Source organism: Streptomyces bobili (assembly GCF_002154575.1).
Classification (GTDB): domain Bacteria; phylum Actinomycetota; class Actinomycetes; order Streptomycetales; family Streptomycetaceae; genus Streptomyces; species Streptomyces bobili.
In genome coordinates this window covers 1-18,966 of the sequence record NZ_MUBA01000334.1, presented here as the reverse complement: position 1 = coordinate 18,966, position 18,966 = coordinate 1, and the positions used below count along the sequence as shown (strand labels likewise).

Annotated in this window: 17 protein-coding genes and 1 pseudogene; 10 read left to right on the top strand and 8 right to left on the bottom strand. The window is 71.7% G+C overall.

Going from position 1 to position 18,966, the window contains the following annotated elements; genetic code table 11:
- Window positions 1-236 (bottom strand): SDR family NAD(P)-dependent oxidoreductase (locus tag BZL64_RS25485; RefSeq protein WP_143663313.1); only part of this gene is annotated, 236 nt, incomplete at its 3' end.
- 53 nt (window positions 237-289) lie between these two features.
- On the opposite strand from BZL64_RS25485, the gene BZL64_RS25480 reads away from it, so the two are divergent.
- The 6 genes from BZL64_RS25480 (at window position 290) to BZL64_RS25455 (ending at window position 4,331) form a co-directional block, all read left to right on the top strand.
- The gene (locus BZL64_RS25480) at window positions 290-1,033 is read left to right on the top strand and encodes an enoyl-CoA hydratase family protein (protein ID WP_086771528.1); all 744 of its coding nucleotides are present in this window, start codon (window positions 290-292) and stop codon (window positions 1,031-1,033) included.
- Window positions 1,034-1,870 (top strand): CoA transferase subunit A, encoded by an 837-nt coding sequence (locus BZL64_RS25475; protein WP_086771527.1) that lies wholly within the window; start codon window positions 1,034-1,036, stop codon window positions 1,868-1,870.
- Window positions 1,867-2,586: a CoA-transferase subunit beta gene (locus BZL64_RS25470; RefSeq protein ID WP_086771526.1), complete on the top strand. Its 720-nt coding sequence runs from the start codon at window positions 1,867-1,869 to the stop codon at window positions 2,584-2,586. The genes BZL64_RS25475 and BZL64_RS25470 overlap by 4 nt, the downstream gene beginning before the upstream one ends.
- Window positions 2,586-3,629, top strand: coding sequence for an NAD(P)H-dependent flavin oxidoreductase (locus BZL64_RS25465; RefSeq protein WP_086771525.1), 1,044 nt, complete (start codon window positions 2,586-2,588; stop codon window positions 3,627-3,629). The genes BZL64_RS25470 and BZL64_RS25465 overlap by 1 nt, the downstream gene beginning before the upstream one ends.
- A 68-nt stretch (window positions 3,630-3,697) precedes the next feature.
- The gene (locus BZL64_RS25460; RefSeq protein WP_086771524.1) at window positions 3,698-4,051 is read left to right on the top strand and encodes an AbrB/MazE/SpoVT family DNA-binding domain-containing protein; all 354 of its coding nucleotides are present in this window, start codon (window positions 3,698-3,700) and stop codon (window positions 4,049-4,051) included.
- Window positions 4,038-4,331, top strand: a complete 294-nt coding sequence (locus BZL64_RS25455; protein WP_208639516.1) for a hypothetical protein — start codon at window positions 4,038-4,040, stop codon at window positions 4,329-4,331. Before BZL64_RS25460 ends, BZL64_RS25455 begins: the two co-directional genes overlap by 14 nt.
- A gap of 45 nt (window positions 4,332-4,376) precedes the next feature.
- Here BZL64_RS25455 and BZL64_RS25450 read toward each other — a convergent pair whose 3' ends face one another.
- Genes BZL64_RS25450 through BZL64_RS25440 form a run of 3 tightly spaced genes read right to left on the bottom strand, consistent with a single transcriptional unit; the run spans window position 4,377 to window position 7,025 of the window.
- Entirely contained in the window at window positions 4,377-5,534 is a 1,158-nt protein-coding gene (locus tag BZL64_RS25450; protein ID WP_086771523.1) for an acetyl-CoA C-acetyltransferase, read from the bottom strand.
- Between the two features lie 41 nt (window positions 5,535-5,575).
- Window positions 5,576-6,211, bottom strand: coding sequence for a TetR/AcrR family transcriptional regulator (locus BZL64_RS25445; RefSeq protein ID WP_397684381.1), 636 nt, complete (start codon window positions 6,209-6,211; stop codon window positions 5,576-5,578).
- Between the two features lie 22 nt (window positions 6,212-6,233).
- Window positions 6,234-7,025: an SDR family oxidoreductase gene (locus BZL64_RS25440; protein ID WP_086771522.1), complete on the bottom strand. Its 792-nt coding sequence runs from the start codon at window positions 7,023-7,025 to the stop codon at window positions 6,234-6,236.
- Window positions 7,026-7,095: 70 nt separating this feature from the next.
- Between BZL64_RS25440 and BZL64_RS25435 the strand changes: the two genes are divergently transcribed.
- Entirely contained in the window at window positions 7,096-8,235 is a 1,140-nt protein-coding gene (locus tag BZL64_RS25435) for an acyl-CoA dehydrogenase family protein (RefSeq protein ID WP_086771521.1), read from the top strand.
- The gene (locus BZL64_RS25430) at window positions 8,235-9,179 is read left to right on the top strand and encodes an acyl-CoA dehydrogenase family protein (protein WP_086771520.1); all 945 of its coding nucleotides are present in this window, start codon (window positions 8,235-8,237) and stop codon (window positions 9,177-9,179) included. The genes BZL64_RS25435 and BZL64_RS25430 overlap by 1 nt, the downstream gene beginning before the upstream one ends.
- Window positions 9,180-9,250: 71 nt before the next feature.
- Here the strand turns inward: BZL64_RS25430 and BZL64_RS25425 are convergent, their stop codons facing one another.
- The 4 genes from BZL64_RS25425 to BZL64_RS25410 form a co-directional block, all read right to left on the bottom strand.
- Entirely contained in the window at window positions 9,251-9,979 is a 729-nt protein-coding gene (locus tag BZL64_RS25425) for a vWA domain-containing protein (RefSeq protein ID WP_086771519.1), read from the bottom strand.
- 155 nt (window positions 9,980-10,134) lie between these two features.
- Complete coding sequence (locus BZL64_RS25420) at window positions 10,135-11,595, bottom strand: glutamate synthase subunit beta (RefSeq protein WP_086771518.1); 1,461 nt, start codon at window positions 11,593-11,595, stop codon at window positions 10,135-10,137.
- Entirely contained in the window at window positions 11,588-16,183 is a 4,596-nt protein-coding gene (gene gltB / locus BZL64_RS25415; protein WP_086771517.1) for a glutamate synthase large subunit, read from the bottom strand. The genes BZL64_RS25420 and gltB overlap by 8 nt, the downstream gene beginning before the upstream one ends.
- 380 nt (window positions 16,184-16,563) lie before the next feature.
- Window positions 16,564-17,295: a VIT1/CCC1 transporter family protein gene (locus tag BZL64_RS25410; protein WP_086771529.1), complete on the bottom strand. Its 732-nt coding sequence runs from the start codon at window positions 17,293-17,295 to the stop codon at window positions 16,564-16,566.
- A gap of 294 nt (window positions 17,296-17,589) precedes the next feature.
- On the opposite strand from BZL64_RS25410, the gene BZL64_RS25405 reads away from it, so the two are divergent.
- Window positions 17,590-18,594, top strand: a complete 1,005-nt coding sequence (locus BZL64_RS25405) for an ADP-ribosylglycohydrolase family protein (RefSeq protein ID WP_086771516.1) — start codon at window positions 17,590-17,592, stop codon at window positions 18,592-18,594.
- A gap of 41 nt (window positions 18,595-18,635) precedes the next feature.
- Window positions 18,636-18,966, top strand: a pseudogene (locus tag BZL64_RS25400) (ADP-ribosylglycohydrolase family protein); the annotation flags it as partial.

The following is an 18,966-nucleotide window of genomic DNA, read 5'->3' as shown; positions in this document are numbered from 1 at the left end:
CCGCCCGCGTTGTTGACCAGGATGTCCAGCCGGGGCAGCGCGGTGAGGACGCGGCGGACGGCGTCGCCGTCGCGCACGTCCAGCTGTATGAACTCCGTGCCGGGTACGGCGACTTCGGGTGGCCGACGGGCGCAGAGGAGGACCTTCGCACCCGCGGCCACGAGGGAGCGCGCGATCCCGGCGCCGACTCCCCGGGTGCCGCCCGTGACGACGGCGACCTTCCCGTCCAGCTCCATCCACGCTACCTTCCGCCTAACAAACGTTTGGTGGAAAGGTAGCTGATGCTTCCATGAGTGTCTCCACCTCGTCCCCGGAAACGGGGATTTCGTTGGTCACCGTCGACGTCCCTCCGGTGAACGCCCTCCCGGTGGACGGCTGGTTCGCGCTGGCCGACGCGGTGCGCGGGGCCGGCCGGGACCCGCGGGTGCGGTGCGTGGTGCTGGCCGCCGAGGGGCGCGGCTTCAACGCGGGCGTGGACATCAAGGAACTCCAGGCGGGCGGGGCGGACGCCCTCGTGGGCGCCAACCGCGGCTGCTTCGCGGCGTTCGCGGCGGTGTACGAGTGCGAGGTGCCCGTCGTCGCCGCCGTGCAGGGGTTCTGCCTGGGCGGCGGCATCGGCCTGGTGGGCAACGCGGACGCGATCGTGGCGGCCGAGGACGCCGTCTTCGGGCTGCCCGAACTCGACCGGGGAGCCCTGGGCGCGGCCACGCATCTCGCCCGGCTCGTCCCCCAGCACCTCATGCGCGCCCTGTACTTCACCTCGCGCACGGTGAGCGCGGCCGAGCTGCACGCGCACGGCTCGGTGTGGCGGGTCGTACCGCGCGGTGGACTGCGGTCGGCCGCGATGGAGCTGGCGGGCGAGATCGCCGCCAAGGACGGTGAGCTGATCCGCCTCGCCAAGGCCGCCATCAACGGCATCGACCCGGTCGACGTGCGCCGCAGCTACCGCTTCGAGCAGGGCTTCACCTTCGAGGCGAGCGCCCTCGGGGTGGCCGACCGGGTCCGGGACAGGTTCGGGAAGGAGGGGACGTAGATGGCCGACAAGACGATGTCCGCCGACGAGGTGGCCGGCCGGCTGGCCGACGGGATGACCCTCGGCATCGGCGGCTGGGGCTCGCGCCGCAAACCGATGGCCCTGGTCAGAGCGGTGCTGCGGTCCGGGGTCAGGGACCTCACGGTCGTCTCGTACGGCGGTCCTGACGTCGGCATGCTGGTCGCGGCCGGGCGGGTCCGCAGGCTGGTCGTCCCGTTCGTCACCCTCGACTCGATCCCGCTCGAACCGCACTACCGGGCGGCCCGCGAGCGCGGCGCGGTGGAGCTGACGGAGATCGACGAGGCGATGTTCATGTGGGGACTGCACGCCGCCGCGAACCGGCTGCCCTTCCTGCCGGTGCGCGCCGGGATCGGCTCGGACGTGATGCGGGTCAACCCCGGCCTGCGGACGGTGACGTCGCCGTACGACGACGGGGAGACGTTCGTGGCCGTGCCGGCGCTGCGTGTGGACGCCGCGCTGGTCCACGTCAACCGTGCCGACCGGCTGGGCAACGGCCAGTACCTGGGCCCCGACCCGTACTTCGACGACCTCTTCTGCGAGGCGGCGGACACGGCCTACGTCTCCTGCGAACGGATCGTGGAGACGGCCGAGCTGACCAAGGACGCGGCGCCGCAGACGCTCCTGGTCAAGCGGCACACGGTGACCGGTGTCGTGGAGGCCCCGAACGGGGCGCACTTCACGTCCTGCGCGCCCGACTACGGGCGGGACGAGGCCTTCCAGAAGACGTACGCGACCACGCCCTGGCCCGAGTTCGCGCAACGGTACCTCGGCGGCGACGAACAGACCTACCGGACGGCCGCCGGGGAGGGGGCATGACCCAGGTGAGCCGCGCCGAGTACTGCGTGATCGCCTGCGCCGAGGCCTGGCGGGACGCCGGCGAGATCCTCGCCTCCCCGATGGGCGTGATCCCCTCCGTCGGGGCCCGCCTCGCCCGCCGCACCTTCGCGCCGGACCTGCTGCTCACCGACGGCGAGGCCCTCCTGATCGGCCCGGACGGCGCCGTCGAGGGCTGGCTGCCGTACCGGCAGCACCTGGCGCTCGTCACCGGCGGCCGGCGGCACGTGATGATGGGCGCGAGCCAGATCGACCGGTACGGCAACCAGAACATCTCGTGCATCGGCGACTGGGCGAGGCCGGCACGGCAGTTGCTCGGGGTGCGCGGCGCACCGGTCAACACCCTCAACAATCCGACCAGTTACTGGGTCCCGCGGCACTCCCGGCGGGTCTTCGTCGAGCAGGTCGACATGGTGTGCGGGGTCGGCTACGACCGTGCGGCCGACGCCCCCCACCACCGCATCCCGCGGGTCGTCTCCGATCTGGGCGTCTTCGACTTCGCCACCCCGGACCACTCGATGCGGCTGGCCTCGCTGCATCCCGGCGTGAGCGTCGAGCAGGTGCGGGAGGCGACCGGGTTCGCGCTCACGGTCCCGGACGAGGTGCCGTACACCCGTGGACCGAGCGCGCGGGAACTGGAGTTGATCCGGGACGTCATCGACCCGGCGGACACGCGGGCGCGCGAGGTCGGGCACTGATGGAGACGGCGCTGACCCGGCTGGCCGGGGTCCGGTACCCCATCGTGCAGACCGGGATGGGATGGGTGGCCGGGCCGCGCCTGGTCTCGGCGACGGCGAACGCGGGCGCCCTCGGCATCCTGGCGTCCGCGACCATGACCCTCGACCAGCTGCGCGAGGCGGTGCGCGAGGTGAGGTCCCGCACGGACGCGCCCTTCGGCGTCAACCTCCGCGCCGACGCGGCGGACGCCGGCGAGCGGGTGCGGATCATGATCGAGGAGGGCGTACGGGTGGCGTCCTTCGCGCTCGCGCCCTCCGCCGGGCTCATCGCCGAGCTGAAGGAGGCCGGAGTCGTCGTCATCCCGTCCGTGGGGGCCCGCCGGCACGCCGAGAAGGTCGCGGCCTGGGGGGCGGACGCGGTCCTCGTGCAGGGCGGCGAGGGCGGCGGGCACACCGGCGAGGTCGCGACGACGGTGCTGCTGCCGCAGGTCGTGGACGCCGTGGACATTCCCGTCGTGGCGGCCGGGGGCTTCTTCGACGGGCGGGGCCTGGTCGCGGCGCTGGCTTACGGCGCGGCGGGCATCGCGATGGGCACCCGGTTCCTGCTGACGTCGGACTCGACGGTGCCGGACGCGGTGAAGGCCCGCTACCTCGCGGCGACGGTGCGGGACGTCACCGTGACCCGCGCGGTGGACGGTCTGCCGCACCGCATGCTGCGCACGGACCTGGTCGACGCCCTGGAGGGAGCGGGCCGTACGAGATCCCTGGCCCGCGCGGTCCGCCGAGCCGCCGGCCTGCGAAGGCTCTCCGGCCTCACCTGGCCCTCGATGATCCGCGAGGGCCTCGCCCTGAAGCACGGCAAGGAGCTGTCGTGGAGCCAGGTCCTGCTCGCCGCGAACACGCCGATGCTGCTGCGCGCGTCCATGGTCGAGGGACGTACGGACCTGGGCGTGATGGCCTCGGGACAGGTGGCCGGCGTGATCGAGGACCTGCCGTCGTGCACGGAACTGGTGGAACGCGTGATGCAAGAGGCCGGGCAGGTCCTTCGCCTCCTGGACGCCTAGGACACGGGACGACAGGACGAGAGGACGACAGGACGACAGGACGAATTTCGTCCAGGTAGACTTGCTGCATGGCTACCACGAAGCACCGCCGTCGGCCGCACCTCGCCTCTACTCCGCTGCGGAAGAAGGGCATCATCACCATTCCGCAGGACATAAGGGATCAGCTGGACCTCGAAGAAGGGGATCTCCTCGTGGTTGCTGTCGAGGACGGCCGGATCGTGCTGACCCCCGCCTCAGTGGTCCCCGACGACCAGGCGTGGTTCTGGAGCGCCGAATGGCAGGCCAAGGAGCGTGAAGTGGACGATGCGCTGGCCACCGGCGAGCGGGGCGAGGTCCATGAAGGCGGGGAGCCGTTCCTGCAGGCTCTCGCTGACGAAGCCGGCATCGATCTTGAGGGGATCAAGAAGCGTGCCGCCGTATGAAACGCTGAGCCACTTCCTCCGGGACTGGAAGAACCTCACCACCGACCAGAAAACCGCCTTCCTCGTCGCCGTCGCACAGTTCGTGGCCGACCTCAAGGTCGGCCACGGCTTCCGGCGTGGCCTCCGAGTCAAGAAGATGCAAGGACACGAAGACGTGTGGGAGATGTCCTGGGCGCCGGACGGCAGAGCCACGTTCCACTACGGCGAACCCGTGCAGGAGGGTGAGCCGCATGTCGTCTGGCGCCGGATCGGCACCCACTCGGTCTTCGGACGCCCCTGAGCGCTGTCTGACGGCGGGCCGCACTGCACTGCCACGAACCGCCCCTCACACCCGTTCGATGATCGTCACGTTCGCCTGACCGCCGCCCTCGCACATCGTCTGCAGGCCGAACCGGCCGCCCGTGCGCTCCAGTTCGTGCAGCAGCGTGGTCATCAGCCGGGCGCCGGTCGCGCCCAGGGGGTGGCCGAGGGAGATCGCGCCGCCGTTGACGTTGACCCGCGCGGGATCCGCGCCGGTCTCCTTCAGCCAGGCCAGGACGACCGGGGCGAAGGCCTCGTTGATCTCCACGAGGTCGAGGTCGTCCATCGTCAGGCCGGTCTTCTTCAGGGCGTGCGCGGTGGCCGGGATCGGCGCGGTCAGCATGCGGATGGGGTCCTCGCCGCGCACCGAGAGATGGTGGACGCGGGCGCGGGGCCGCAGCCCGTGTTCGCGGACGGCGTGCGCGGAGGCGAGCAGCAGGGCGGCGGCCCCGTCGGAGACCTGCGAGGAGCAGGCGGCGGTGACGGTGCCGCCGTCGAGGACGGGCCTCAGCGCGGCCATCTTCTCCAGGGAGGTGTCCCGGCGCGGCCCCTCGTCGACTACGGTCCTCCCCAGGGGCACCGTCTCGCGCGTGAAGCGGCCCTCGTCGATGGCCCGCAGGGCCCGCCGGTGGGAGCGCAGCGCGAACTCCTCCTGTTCCTGCCGCGTGATGCCCCACTTCGCGGCGATCATCTCGGCGCCGGCGAACTGGTTGACGGGCCGGTCACCGTAGCGGGCCCGCCAGCCCTCGCTGCCCGCGAAGGGGCCCTGGGTGAGGCCGAGCGGCTCGGCGGCCTGCCGGGTGGCGAAGGCGATGGGGATCTGCGACATGTTCTGCACGCCGCCGGCGACGACCAGGTCCTGGGTGCCGGACAGCACGGCCTGGGCGGCGAAGTGCACGGCCTGCTGCGAGGACCCGCACTGCCGGTCCACGGTCACGCCCGGCACCTCCTCGGGCAGTCCGGCGGCCAGCCAGCAGGTCCGGGCGATGTCCCCGGCCTGCGGTCCGACGGCGTCCAGGCAGCCGAAGACGACGTCCTCGACGGCGGCCGGGTCGATGCCGGACCGCGCCACGAGTTCCTTGAGCACATGGGCGCCGAGGTCGGCCGGGTGGACCCCGGCGAGCCCTCCCCCGCGCCGCCCGACGGGCGTACGGACCGCTTCGACGATATAGGCCTCGGCCATGGCGACTCCCCAGACTCCCCATTGAGTTACGTGCGTGCGGCTTACGTGCGTACGGCGATCCCGTCCAGCACCATCGACAGGTACTGCCGGGCGATCTCCTCCGGGCTGTGCTGTCCGCCGGGCCGGTACCAGGAGGCGGCGACCCACACGGTGTCCCGGACGAACCGGTAGGTGAGACGGACGTCGAGGTCGGCCCGGAAGACCCGGCCCGCGACGCCCTCCTCCAGCGTGGACAGCCACGCCTTCTCGAATCTGCGCTGCGACTCGGCGAGGAACGCGAACCGTTCCTGCGCGAGAAGTTGCCTGCTCTCCTTCTGGTAGATCGCGACGGCGGCTCGATGCCGGTCGATCTCCCGGAACGACTCGGTGACCAACGCTTCGAGGGTCTCGCGCGGGCCGAGACCGGCGGCCAGGACGGTGTCGTAGCCGTCCCACAGCTCGTCGAGGAAGGTACGCAGGATCTCCTCCAGCATCGATTCCTTGGAGTCGAAGTGGTAGTAGAGGCTGCCGGCGAGCATGCCCGCGTGGTCCGCGATCTTGCGGACCGTGGTGGCGTTGTAGCCCTGCTCGGCGAAGACCTGGGCGGCGGTGTCGAGGAGTTCGCCGCGGCGGTCGCGCGCGGCGGCGCCCGCGGTGGGCTCGGCCGCGGTCACCTGGGACTTCTTCTTCGTAGGCACGCGCACATTGTCGCTCCCCGCCTCAGGCCCGCTGTCCGCTGACGGACACGACCTCGCCGGTCAGGTACGAGGAGTAGCCGGAGGCGAGGAACACGATGACGTTGGCGACCTCCCAGGGCTCGGCGTGCCGCCCGAAGGCCTCGCGCGCGGTGAGTTCCTCCAGCAGCTCCGGGGAGGTCACCTTCGCGAGGTGGGGATGCATGGCGAGGCTCGGCGCGACGGCGTTGACACGTGCCCCGTACGCCACCGCCTCGACCGCCGCGCACCGGGTCAGCGCCATGACGCCCGCCTTGGCGGCGGCGTAGTGCGCCTGCCCGGCCTGGGCGCGCCAGCCGAGGACGGAGGCGTTGTTGACGATCACGCCGCCGCCGTCCTGGTCGCGGAAGTGCCGCAGGGCGGCCCGCACGCACCGGAAGGTCCCCGTCAGGGTCACGTCCAGCACCCGCGACCACTGTTCGTCGCTCATGTCGGCCAGTGCCGAAGTCCCGCCGAGCCCCGCGTTGTTGACGACGACGTCGAGTCGGCCGTGGGCCTCCACGGCCGTGTCGAACAGCCGGCGCACCTGGTCCTCGTCCGTGACGTCGCAGGGCATCGCCGCGACCGCCGCCGAACCGAACTCGGCGGCCAGCGCGCCCTCGTGCTCCTTGAGCCGCCGGGCGTGCGCGTCACTGATCAGAACTCGCGCGCCCTCCTCCAGGAAGCGCCTCGCCGTCGCGCCGCCGATGCCCGCACCGGCCGCGGCGGTGAGCACGGCGGTACGGCCGCGCAGCAGACCGTGCCCCGGCACGTACGACGGACTCTCGACGTCTGTCATGGCAGCACGCTAACCTACCAAACACTTGTTAGAGAAGGTCGACGGTGGAAGACGGAAGGTGGGTGGGGTCATGGATCTCGGGTTCACGCGGGCCGAGGAGGCCCTGCGGGCCGAGGCCCGTGCCTGGCTCGCGGCCCATGTGCCGGCCGCACCGCTGCCCTCCCTGGAGACCGGGGAGGGTTTCGCCGCGCACCGCGCGTGGGAGGCCGAACTCGCCGCGGACCGCTGGTCGGTGGTCGACTGGCCGCAGCGGTACGGCGGCCGGGACGCCGGTCTGATCGGCCGGCTGCTGTTCGAGGAGGAGTACTACGCGGCGGGTGCCCCCGGCCGGGTCGGGCAGAACGGCGTGAGCCTGCTCGCCCCGACCCTCATCGCCCACGGCACCGAGGAGCAGCGCGCCCGGGTCCTGCCGTCGATGGCGACCGGCGAGGTGGTCTGGGCGCAGGCATGGTCGGAGCCGGAGGCCGGTTCGGATCTGGCGTCCCTGCGCTCCAGGGCGGTGCGCGCGGACGGCGGCTGGCTCCTGAGCGGCCAGAAGACCTGGTCCTCACGGGCCGCTTTCGCCGACCGCGCCTTCGGCCTGTTCCGCAGCCACCCGGACGCCCCGAGACCCCACCAGGGGCTCACCTACGTCATGTTCGGCCTGCGTTCCCCCGGTGTCACGGTCCGCCCGGTCGGCCGGCTGGACGGCAGGCCCGCGTTCGCCGAAATCTTCCTGGACGAGGTGTTCGTGCCCGACGAGGATGTGATCGGCGAGCCCGGCCAGGGCTGGCGGATCGCGATGGCGACGGCGGCCGACGAGCGCGGGCTCACGCTCCGCTCCCCCGGCCGCTTCCTGGCGAGCGCCGAGCGGCTGCGCGCCCTCTGGCGGGAGCGGGGCAGCCCCGACCGGGCTCGGGAGAAGGTCGCCGACGCCCTGATCGGCGCCCGCGCCTACCAGTTGTTCACGTTCGCGGCGGCCTCGCGGTATCTGAGCGGCGAGCCGCTGGGCCCGGAGTCCAGCCTGAACAAGGTCTTCTGGTCCGAGTACGACCTCGCGCTGCACGAGAACGCCCTCGATCTCCTGGACGGCGAAGGCGAGTCGGCCGACACGGACTGGGCCGAGCGGTACGTCTTCGCGCTGGCCGGCCCGATCTACGCGGGCACGAACGAGATCCAGCGCGACATCATCGCCGAACGCCTGCTGGGCCTGCCGAAGGGACGCCGCTGATGCGCTTCCTCCTCGACCCCGAGCAGCGGGACTTCGCCCGCTCCCTGGACGCGATGCTCACCGCCGCCGACACGCCCGCCGTGATCCGGGACTGGAGCCGCGGCGAGCACGGGCGCGGTCGTGCGCTGTGGAGCCGTGTCGCCGAGGCCGGCGTGTTCGCGCTGGCGGTCCCCGAGGAGTACGAGGGGCTGGGTGTGCGGCCCGTGGAACTGGCGGTCGCCTTCATCGAGTTGGGACGCCACGCGGTGCCGGGACCGCTGGTGGAGACGGTCACCGTGGCCTCGCTGCTGGCCGGCACCGGGCAGGCGAAGCGGTTCCTGCCCGGCATCGCAGCCGGGGAGAGCACGGCCACCCTCGCCCGCGAGGGCTCACCCGCGCTGGACGGCGACGCGGCCACGCATCGCTTCTCCCTCTCCCCCGACGGTCTTCGGCTGGCCCCCGGCCACGGTCCGGTGCGCGGCTCCCTCGACCCCGCCCGCCGCCTCACCGCCCTTCTGCCCGGTGGTGAACTCCTCGGCCCGCCCACGCCGCCGGGCGCCCTCACCCTGGCCCGTCTCACCACCGCGGCGCAGGCCCTCGGCGTCGGCCTCGCCCTCCTCGACCGCACGGTCACCTACGTCGGCCGGCGCACCCAGTTCGGGGTGCCCGTCGGGTCGTTCCAGGCCGTGAAGCACCGGCTGGCCGATGCGAAGCTCGCGCTGGAGTTCGCCCGCCCCCTCGTCCTCGGCGCCGCCCTCACCATGGCCCCGGCCGACGTCGCCGCCGCGAAGGTCACCGCCTGCGAGGCGGCGTACACCACCGCCCGGACCGCGCTGCAGTTGCACGGCGCGATCGGCTACACCGCGGAGTACGACCTGTCGCTGTGGCTCACCAAGGCGCGCGCCCTGCTGACCGCCTGGGGCACGCCGCGGGAGTGCCGTGACGACGTCCTGGGCGCCGCCTGACCCACCGGCCCGACCCAGCCGCTCGGCTCAGCGGGGCAACCGCCCGACCCAGCCTCCGGCCCAACCCCCACTCAGCGGCCGGGGCCCACGATCCCCTGCGCCCGTGCCGCCACCAGCCACTTGGGGAACTCACCCACGAGGCGGTCGTACAGCTCCGCGTCCGGGACGCGGCTCGGATCGGCGCCCGCGTGGAAGAAGCCGGCGTTGTCGACGGCCCGCTTCTGCGGCACGGGCAGTTCGTCCAGCTTGCGCAGGAAGTCGAACTGCTTGCTGTCCTTGTCGCCGAAGCCGACGAACTGCCAGAACAGCGGCAGCGTCGACGCCTTGCACAGATAGCGCTCGGCGGCGAGCTTGTTGATCGGCCCGCCGTCGGTCTGGAAGACGACGAGCGCGGGCTCGCGCGAACCGCTGTCGAGATGGTGGTCGATGACGGCGTCCATCGCCAGGTGGTAGCTGGTCTTCCCCATGTGCCCGAGGCCGACCACGATCCGGTCCACCCGCCCCTGGTGGTCGGCGAGCGCGATGTCGGTGACGGCGTCCACATCGGTGGAGAAGAACACCACCGGCACCCGGCCGTCGTCGTCGAGATGCGCCGACAGCCCCAGCACCCGGTCGGCGAGCGCCTGCACACTGCCGTCCTTGTAGTACGGCTTCATCGACCCCGAGTAGTCCACCACCAGGTAGACGGCGGCCCGCTGCCCGTCCAGGCCGTGCTTCGTGAGGGACACCCCGGCGCTCTTGTACAGGCTGACCAGCGCGGGTGCCGTCTCCTGGACCTTGCTGAGACTGATCGCGACCATGGGCGACACCCTCCCACACCGGGACATGCGGCGGCGCCTGCCCGGTCGTCCGGTCGGGGACAGTGGGGCAGACGCCGTCTCGGGGGGTGTCCGGGGGCTGGGCCCCCGGACCTCCCGCCCGTACGCCTTTGTACGGGACGCTCGGTGACCGGCCGTCAGACCGTCAGGGAACGGTCGGTCGGCCGGATCGGGGCCGGCAGGTCGCTGGCTCCGGTCAGGAAGCGGTCGACGCCACGGGCGGCCGAGCGGCCCTCCGCGATCGCCCACACGATGAGGGACTGGCCGCGGCCGGCGTCACCGGCGACGTACACGCCCGGCACGTTGGTCCGGAAGTCGCGGTCGCGGGCGATGTTGCCGCGCTCGTCCAGCTCCAGGCCGAACTGGTCCACGAGACCGTTCTCGCGGTCCGTACCGGTGAAGCCCATCGCCAGCGTCACCAGCTGGGCGGGGATCTTGCGCTCCGTGCCCGGCTTCTGGGTCAGCTTGCCCTCGACGAACTCCACCTCGGTGAGGTGCAGCCACTGGACGTTGCCGTCCTCGTCGCCCTCGAAGTGGGTGGTGGAGACGGAGTAGACCCGCTCGCCGCCCTCCTCGTGCGCGGAGGTGACCTTGTAGAGCATCGGGAACGTCGGCCAGGGCTGGCCCGGGTTCCGCTCCTCGCCCGGCCGGGGCATGATCTCCAGCTGCGTGACCGAGGCCGCGCCCTGGCGGTGGGCGGTGCCCACGCAGTCGGCGCCGGTGTCGCCACCGCCGATGACCACGACGTGCTTGCCCTCGGCGGTGATGGGGGGCGCCACGAAGTCGCCCTCCTGCACCTTGTTGGCCAGCGGCAGGTACTCCATGGCCTGGTGGACGCCCTTCAGCTCACGGCCGGGGACCGGGAGGTCACGGGCGGTCGTGGCGCCGGCGGCGATGACGATCGCGTCGTACCGCTTCTTCAGGTCGGTGCCCTTGAGGTCGCGGCCGATCTCGATGCCCGTACGGAAGCGGGTGCCCTCCGCGCGCATCTGTTCGATACGGCGGTTGATGTGCCGCTTCTCCATCTTGAACTCGGGGATGCCGTACCGCAGGAGGCCTCCGACGCGGTCCGCGCGCTCGTAGACGGCGACGGTGTGGCCCGCCCGGGTCAGCTGCTGGGCGGCGGCGAGTCCCGCCGGGCCCGAGCCGATGACCGCGACCGTCTTGCCGGACAGCCGCTCCGGGATCTGCGGGGCGACGTCACCGGTCTCCCACGCCTTGTCGATGATCGAGACCTCGACGTTCTTGATGGTGACGGCCGGCTGGTTGATGCCGAGCACACACGCCGACTCGCACGGAGCGGGGCACAGCCGGCCCGTGAACTCCGGGAAGTTGTTCGTGGCGTGCAGACGCTCGGACGCCGCCGACCAGTCCTCGCGGTACGCGAAGTCGTTCCACTCGGGGATCAGGTTCCCCAGCGGACAGCCGTTGTGGCAGAAGGGGATGCCGCAGTCCATGCACCGGCCGGCCTGCTTGCCGATGATCGGCAGCAGCGAGCCCGGGACGTAGACCTCGTTCCAGTCCTTGAGGCGGACCTCGACCGGGCGGGACTTGGCGACCTCGCGGCCGTGGTTGAGAAAGCCCTTGGGATCAGCCATTGGTCGCCGCCTCCATCATCTTCTCGGTGATCTCGGTCTCGGAGAGACCGGCTCGCTCGGCGGCGTCCTTGGCGGCGAGCACTGCCTTGTACGTGCTGGGGATGATCTTGCTGAAGCGCTCCACGGAGGCGTCCCAGTCGGCGACCAGCTTCTCCGCGACGGTCGAGCCGGTCTCCTCGGCGTGGCGGCGCACCACGTCGTGCAGCCATGCCTTGTCGGTGTCGTCCAGCTCCTCGACCGCGCCGAGGTTGCCGGAGTTGACGTGGTCGCGGTTCAGGTCGATCACGTAGGCGACGCCACCGGACATGCCGGCCGCGAAGTTGCGGCCCGTCTCGCCGAGGACCACCGCGTGACCGCCGGTCATGTACTCGCAGCCGTGGTCGCCCACGCCCTCGGAGACGACCGTCGCACCGGAGTTGCGGACGCAGAACCGCTCGCCCGTCCTACCGCGCAGGAACAGCTCACCGCCGGTCGCGCCGTACGCGATGGTGTTGCCGGCGATCACCGAGTACTCGGCGAGGTGGTCGGCGCCCCGGTCCGGGCGGACGATGACCCGGCCGCCGGAGAGGCCCTTGCCGACGTAGTCGTTGGCGTCGCCCTCCAGGCGCAGCGTGACGCCGCGCGGGAGGAAGGCGCCGAAGGACTGGCCGGCCGAGCCGGTGAAGGTGATGTCGATGGTGTCCTCGGGCAGGCCCGCGCCACCGAACTTCTTGGTCACCTCGTGGCCGAGCATGGTGCCGACCGTGCGGTTGATGTTGCGGATGGCGACCTGGGCGCGCACCGGCTGGGCGTCGGTCGCGGAGTCCGCGGCCAGTGCGTCGGCGGCGAGCCTGATCAGCTCGTTGTCGAGCGCCTTCTCCAGTCCGTGGTCCTGCTCGATGACCTGGTGGAGGGAGGCACCCTCGGGCAGCGCCGGCACGTGGAACAGCGGCTCCAGGTTCAGGCCCTGGGCCTTCCAGTGGTCGACGGCCCGCTCGACGTCGAGGACCTCGGCGTGGCCGACGGCCTCCTCGATCGAGCGGAAGCCCAGCTCGGCGAGCAGCTCGCGGACCTCCTGCGCGATGAACTGGAAGAAGTTCACCACGTACTCGGCCTTGCCGTTGAACCGGTCGCGCAGCACCGGGTTCTGGGTGGCGATGCCGACCGGGCAGGTGTCCAGGTGGCAGACGCGCATCATGACGCAGCCGGAGACGACGAGCGGCGCGGTCGCGAAACCGAACTCCTCGGCGCCGAGCAGCGCGGCGATGATGACGTCGCGGCCGGTCTTGAGCTGGCCGTCGGTCTGCACGACGATGCGGTCGCGCAGGCCGTTGAGCAGCAGCGTCTGCTGGGTCTCGGCGAGGCCCAGCTCCCAGGGGCCGCCCGCGTGCTTCAGCGAGGTCAGCGGGGAGGCGCCGGTGCCGCCGTCGTGACCCGAGATGAGCACGACGTCCGCGTGCGCCTTGGACACACCGGCCGCGACCGTGCCGACGCCGACCTCGGAGACCAGCTTCACGTGGATGCGGGCCGCCGGGTTGGCGTTCTTGAGGTCGTGGATCAGCTGAGCCAGGTCCTCGATGGAGTAGATGTCGTGGTGCGGCGGCGGCGAGATCAGGCCGACGCCCGGCGTCGAGTGACGCGTCTTGGCGACCCACGGGTAGACCTTGTGGCCGGGCAGCTGGCCGCCCTCGCCGGGCTTGGCGCCCTGCGCCATCTTGATCTGGATGTCGTCCGCGTTGACCAGGTACTCGGAGGTCACGCCGAAGCGGCCGGAGGCGACCTGCTTGATCGACGAACGCCGTGCCGGGTCGTACAGCCGGTCCGCGTCCTCGCCGCCCTCACCGGTGTTGGACTTGCCGCCCAGCTGGTTCATGGCGATGGCGAGGGTCTCGTGCGCCTCCTTGGAGATGGAGCCGTACGACATGGCGCCGGTGGAGAAGCGCTTGACGATCTCGCTGATCGGCTCGACCTCGTCGACGGAGATCGGCTCCCGGCCGGAGCTGAAGCCGAACAGGCCGCGCAGCGTCATGAGGCGCTCGGACTGCTCGTTCACCCGGTCCGTGTACATCTTGAAGATGTCGTAGCGGTTGGCGCGCGTCGAGTGCTGGAGGCGGAAGACCGTCTCCGGGTCGAACAGGTGCGGCTCGCCCTCGCGGCGCCACTGGTACTCGCCGCCTATGTCCAGCGCGCGGTGGGCCGGCGCGATGCCGCTGGCCGGGTAGCCCTTGGCGTGGCGGGCGGCGACCTCCTTGGCGATGACGTCGATGCCGACGCCGCCGATCTTGGTGGCCGTGCCGTTGAAGTACTTCGCGACGAAGGCGTCGTCGAGACCGACGGCCTCGAACACCTGGGCGCCGCGGTAGGAGGCGACGGTCGAGATGCCCATCTTGGACATGACCTTCAGGACGCCCTTGCCGAGGGCGTAGATCAGGTTGCGGATCGCCTGCTCGGGCTCCATGCCGTTCAGGAAGGTGCCCGCGCGCAGCAGGTCCTCGACGGACTCCATCGCCAGGTACGGGTTGACGGCGGCGGCGCCGAAACCGATCAGCAGGGCCACGTGGTGGACCTCGCGGACGTCACCGGCCTCGACCAGCAGGCCCACCTGGGTGCGCTGCTTGGTGCGGATGAGGTGGTGGTGGACGGCCGCGGTGAGCAGCAGCGACGGGATCGGCGCGTGCTCGGCGTCGGAGTGGCGGTCCGACAGGACGATGAGCCGGGCGCCGTTCTCGATGGCCTCGTCGGCCTCGTCGCAGATCTCCTCGATCCGCGCGGCCAGCGCGTCGCCGCCGCCGTGCACCCGGTACAGGCCGGAGAGGGTCGCGGCCTTGAAGCCCGGCATGTCGCCGTCGGCGTTGATGTGGATGAGCTTGGCCAGCTCGTCGTTGTCGATCACCGGGAAGGGCAGCACGACGGAGCGGCAGGACGCGGCGCTCGGGTCGAGCAGGTTGCCCTGCGGGCCGAGCGCGGAGCGCAGGGAGGTGACCAGTTCCTCGCGGATGGCGTCCAGCGGCGGGTTTGTGACCTGCGCGAACAGCTGGGTGAAGTAGTCGAAGAGGAGCCGCGGGCGGGAGGACAGCGCGGCGATGGGCGAGTCGGTGCCCATGGAACCGAGCGGCTCGCCGGCGGTCTTGGCCATCGGCGCGAGGATGACGCGCAGCTCTTCCTCGGTGTAGCCGAAGGTCTGCTGGCGGCGGGTGACCGAGGCGTGCGTGTGCACGATGTGCTCGCGCTCGGGCAGGTCGCTCAGCTCGATCTCGCCGGCTTCGAGCCACTCGGCGTACGGCTTCTCGACGGCGAGCTGGGCCTTGATCTCGTCGTCCTCGATGATGCGGTGCTCGGCGGTGTCGACGAGGAACATCCGGCCGGGCTGGAGGCGGCCCTTGCGGACGACCTTCGCCGGGTCGATGTCGAGGACGCCGACCTCGGAGCCGAGGACGACGAGGCCGTCGTCGGTGACCCAGTAGCGGCCGGGACGCAGACCGTTGCGGTCGAGGACGGCGCCGACCTGGACGCCGTCGGTGAAGGTGACGCAGGCCGGGCCGTCCCAGGGCTCCATCAGGTTGGAGTGGAACTGGTAGAAGGCGCGGCGGGCGGGGTCCATGGAGTCGTGGTTCTCCCACGCCTCCGGGATCATCATCAGCACGGAGTGCGGGAGCGAACGGCCACCGAGGTGGAGCAGTTCGAGCACCTCGTCGAAGGACGCCGAGTCGGAGGCGTCCGGCGTACAGATGGGGAAGACGCGGTCGATGCGCTCCTGGTCCCCGAAGAGGTCGGAGACGAGCTGCGACTCGCGGGCCGCCATCCAGTTGCGGTTGCCCTTGACGGTGTTGATCTCACCGTTGTGCGCGACGAAGCGGTACGGGTGGGCGAGCGGCCACGACGGGAAGGTGTTCGTCGAGAAGCGCGAGTGGACGAGCGACACGGCCGACGCGAAGCGGCGGTCGGACAGGTCCGGGAAGAAGGGTTCGAGCTGGCCGGTGGTCAGCATGCCCTTGTAGACGATCGTGCGCGCGGACAGCGAGGGGAAGTAGACCCCGGCCTCGCGCTCGGCGCGCTTGCGCAGCACGAACGCGCCGCGGTCGAGGTCGATGCCCTGGGAGACGCCGTCGGTCACGAAGACCTGGCGGAAGGCGGGCATCGTCGAGCGGGCGGTGGCGCCGAGGAGTTCGGGGGCGACCGGGACGTCGCGCCAGCCGAGGACCGTGAGGCCTTCCTCGGCGGCGATCGTCTCGATATGCGAGACGGCGTCCTGGAGGCCGTCCTCGGGCAGGAAGGCGATACCGACGGCGTAACCGCCGGCCTCGGGCAGCTCGAACCCGGCGACCTCGCGCAGGAACGCGTCGGGAACCTGGGTGAGGATGCCCGCGCCGTCGCCGGAGTCCGGCTCGGAGCCGGTGGCTCCACGGTGCTCGAGGTTGCGCAGAACGGTCAGCGCCTGCTCGACCAGCGTGTGGTTCGCCTCGCCGGTGAGGTTGGCCACGAAGCCGACGCCACAGGCGTCGTGCTCGTTGCGGGGGTCGTACATACCCTGCGCAGCAGGGCGAGCATCCATGAAAGACCAGTTCTGGCCATTCGCGGAATGCTGGGACGGCTGGCGCGGCGTACGCATCGGCTCTCCCGTCGTCGTCTCAAGTGGCTGTCTGCGAGCGAAGGGACGACGTTGGCCCTCTGCGTAAGTGCAAAATTTCGTGCAGGTTACATGATGGAGCGGTTCTCGGGAACCGGATACTCCGTTCCAACATGCGGACGCCGTGGGGTGCCGGCGGGGTGCCGCGGAGCGGCTGAAAAGTATGGGGGGACCGAACCGGACACCATCGGTCAGATCGGTGTCTGTCGGTCCGCGGGGCGGAGGGGGCGTCGTAGCCCACCCCGCGAGTGCGCCGCGAGCCTCATTGCCCACAGCGCTTACGGCTCATGCCCGGTGGTTAAGCGTTCGAAACCAGCGAGTAACGGCTATTTATGCGGCCCATCGCATAAGTAGCAGCCGATCTATCCTACGGCCGTTCCGAAGAAACTGCCCAGGGCGTACGTCACACCGGCCGCCGCCCCGCCGAGGACGAGCTGCCGCAGCCCGCTGTACCACCAGGTCCGCGCGGTCACCCTGGCCACCACCGCACCGCACAGGAACAGACCGAGCAGCGCCAGCAGGACGGCCGGCCACAGCACGGTCGCGCCGAGCAGATACGGCAGCACCGGCAGCAGGGCGCCCAGCGCGAAGGCACCGAAGCTGGACCCGGCGGCGACCAGCGGCGAGGGCAGGTCGCCGGGGTCGATGCCCAGTTCCTCGCGGGCGTGTATCTCCAGTGCCTGTTCGGGGTCGCGCGACAGCTGGGAGGCGACCTGGCGGGCGAGGGCGGGATCGACGCCACGGGACTCGTACAGCGCGGCCAGCTCGGCCTCCTCGTCCTTCGGGTGCTTTCTCAGCTCACGCCGCTCGACGTCGAGTTCCGCCTCGACGAGTTCGCGCTGCGAGGCGACGGAGGTGTACTCACCGGCGGCCATCGAGAAGGCGCCGGCCGCGAGGCCCGCGAGGCCGGTCAGCACGATGGTCTGCCGCTCGACCGCCCCGCCGGCGACACCGGTCATCAGGGCGAGGTTGGAGACCAGTCCGTCCATCGCGCCGAAGACGGCGGGCCGCAGCCAGCCGCCGCTCACGTCCCGGTGGGTGTGATTGTCCCGGTGCGCCTCGTGCAGCGCCGCCTCGGTCTCGATGAGAGCCATGCCGATCTCCATAAAAAGCGTCTGCGTGCCGTCCGGACGTCGCCCCGGACAAGCCTCTTTGGACTCATTCCACTTTTTGACGACACCCAGACTACGTCGGGTCAGCCCTGCCCGCCAGCGAGGAAAGGCTCCGCTAACCTGCGGTTTTACCTTCGTTCGCTCATTCGATCGGGAGTCCGCACAGATGTCGACCGGGTGACATGACGGCTCCGGAGGCTCAGGTCAACCGCCGACGGTGGGACACATCCGCAAAGGGCTCCGCACCCGTGCGCGGCCCCCGACGAGAGGCCCCGTATGGCATCGATCGTCTGCGTGCCCCCGGCCCCGGCGCCGGGTGACACCACCGCCCCGCGCGAACGGGCCCGCGGCGCCCTGCTCGGCCTGGCCGTCGGAGACGCCCTCGGGGCACCGGCCGAGAACCTCAAGCCCTCCGAGATCCGCGCCCGCTGGGGCCGGATCACCGGCTATGTCACCGACCGGCCGGCCGGCACCGACGACACCGAGTACGCGATCTTCTCGGGCCTGCTGCTGGCCCGGCACGGCTCCGCGCTGACCCCCGCCGACGTGGAGGCGGCCTGGCACACCTGGATCGCCGACCGCGACGAGGGCCCCTTCCGCGGGGCCGGCTTCAGCGAACGCGGCACCCTGGAGAACCTCCGCCGGGGCCTGGCCGCACCCATCTCCGCCCAGCACCGGCACGCCTGGAGCGACGGCCTCGCGATGCGCGCCGCCCCCTTCGGCGTCTTCGCCGCGGGCCGCCCGGCCGAGGCGGCCCGCCTGGTCGCGATCGACGGCTCGGTCAGCCACGACGGCGAGGGCATCTACGGCGGCCAGGCGGTCGCGGCGGGCGTCGCCGCCGCGATGGCCGGAGCACCGACCGTCGCCGTGGTCGCCGCCGCGCTCGCGGTGATCCCCGACGACTCCTGGACCGCCCGCTCCCTGCGCCGCGCGGTCGCGGTCGCCCACCGCGGCGAACGCGCGGTCCGCTCCGCCGTCGTCATCGGCGGCTACCCGTGGACCGACCTGGCCCCCGAGGCGGTCGCCCTCGCCTTCGGCGCGTACGCGGCGGCCGACGGCGACTTCGCCCGGTCCGTCCTCACGGCCGTCAACATGGGCCGCGACGCCGACACCACGGCCGCGGTGGCGGGTGCCCTGGCCGGCGCGACCCAGGGCATCTCGGCGATCCCCCCGGACTGGGCGGCGGCCATCGGCCCGGCCCGCGGCAGCTGCCTCCCGTCGATCTCCGGCCACCACATCCTGGACGTGGCCGACCTGCTGGTGACGGGGGCGGCGTCATGAGGCCGCCGGGGCCGTGGGACGAGGGGGCGTCCGGTGGACCGGTGGTTACTGCACCCGCGCCCGCCGACGGCGAGTACGCCCCACAGGGGCCACCCGCACCCGACATCGATACCCGCACGGGCGGTGCGGACGGGAATCACTCCCCTGCCGAAGGCGAAGCCGAGGCCGGAACGACCCCGCGCCGCCGCCGGCAGGCACACCGCACCGAGGGCCTCCTGCTGGGCCTCGCCGCAGGCGACGCCGCCGGCTGGCCCGCCGCCCGCCACCGCGCCGCCCGCATGCCGGAGTGGACCCGCCGCCTCACCCGCGAACTGGACACCTTCGCCGAACAGAACGCGACGACCACCCTCCCCGTCCCCATCGCCCTCAACC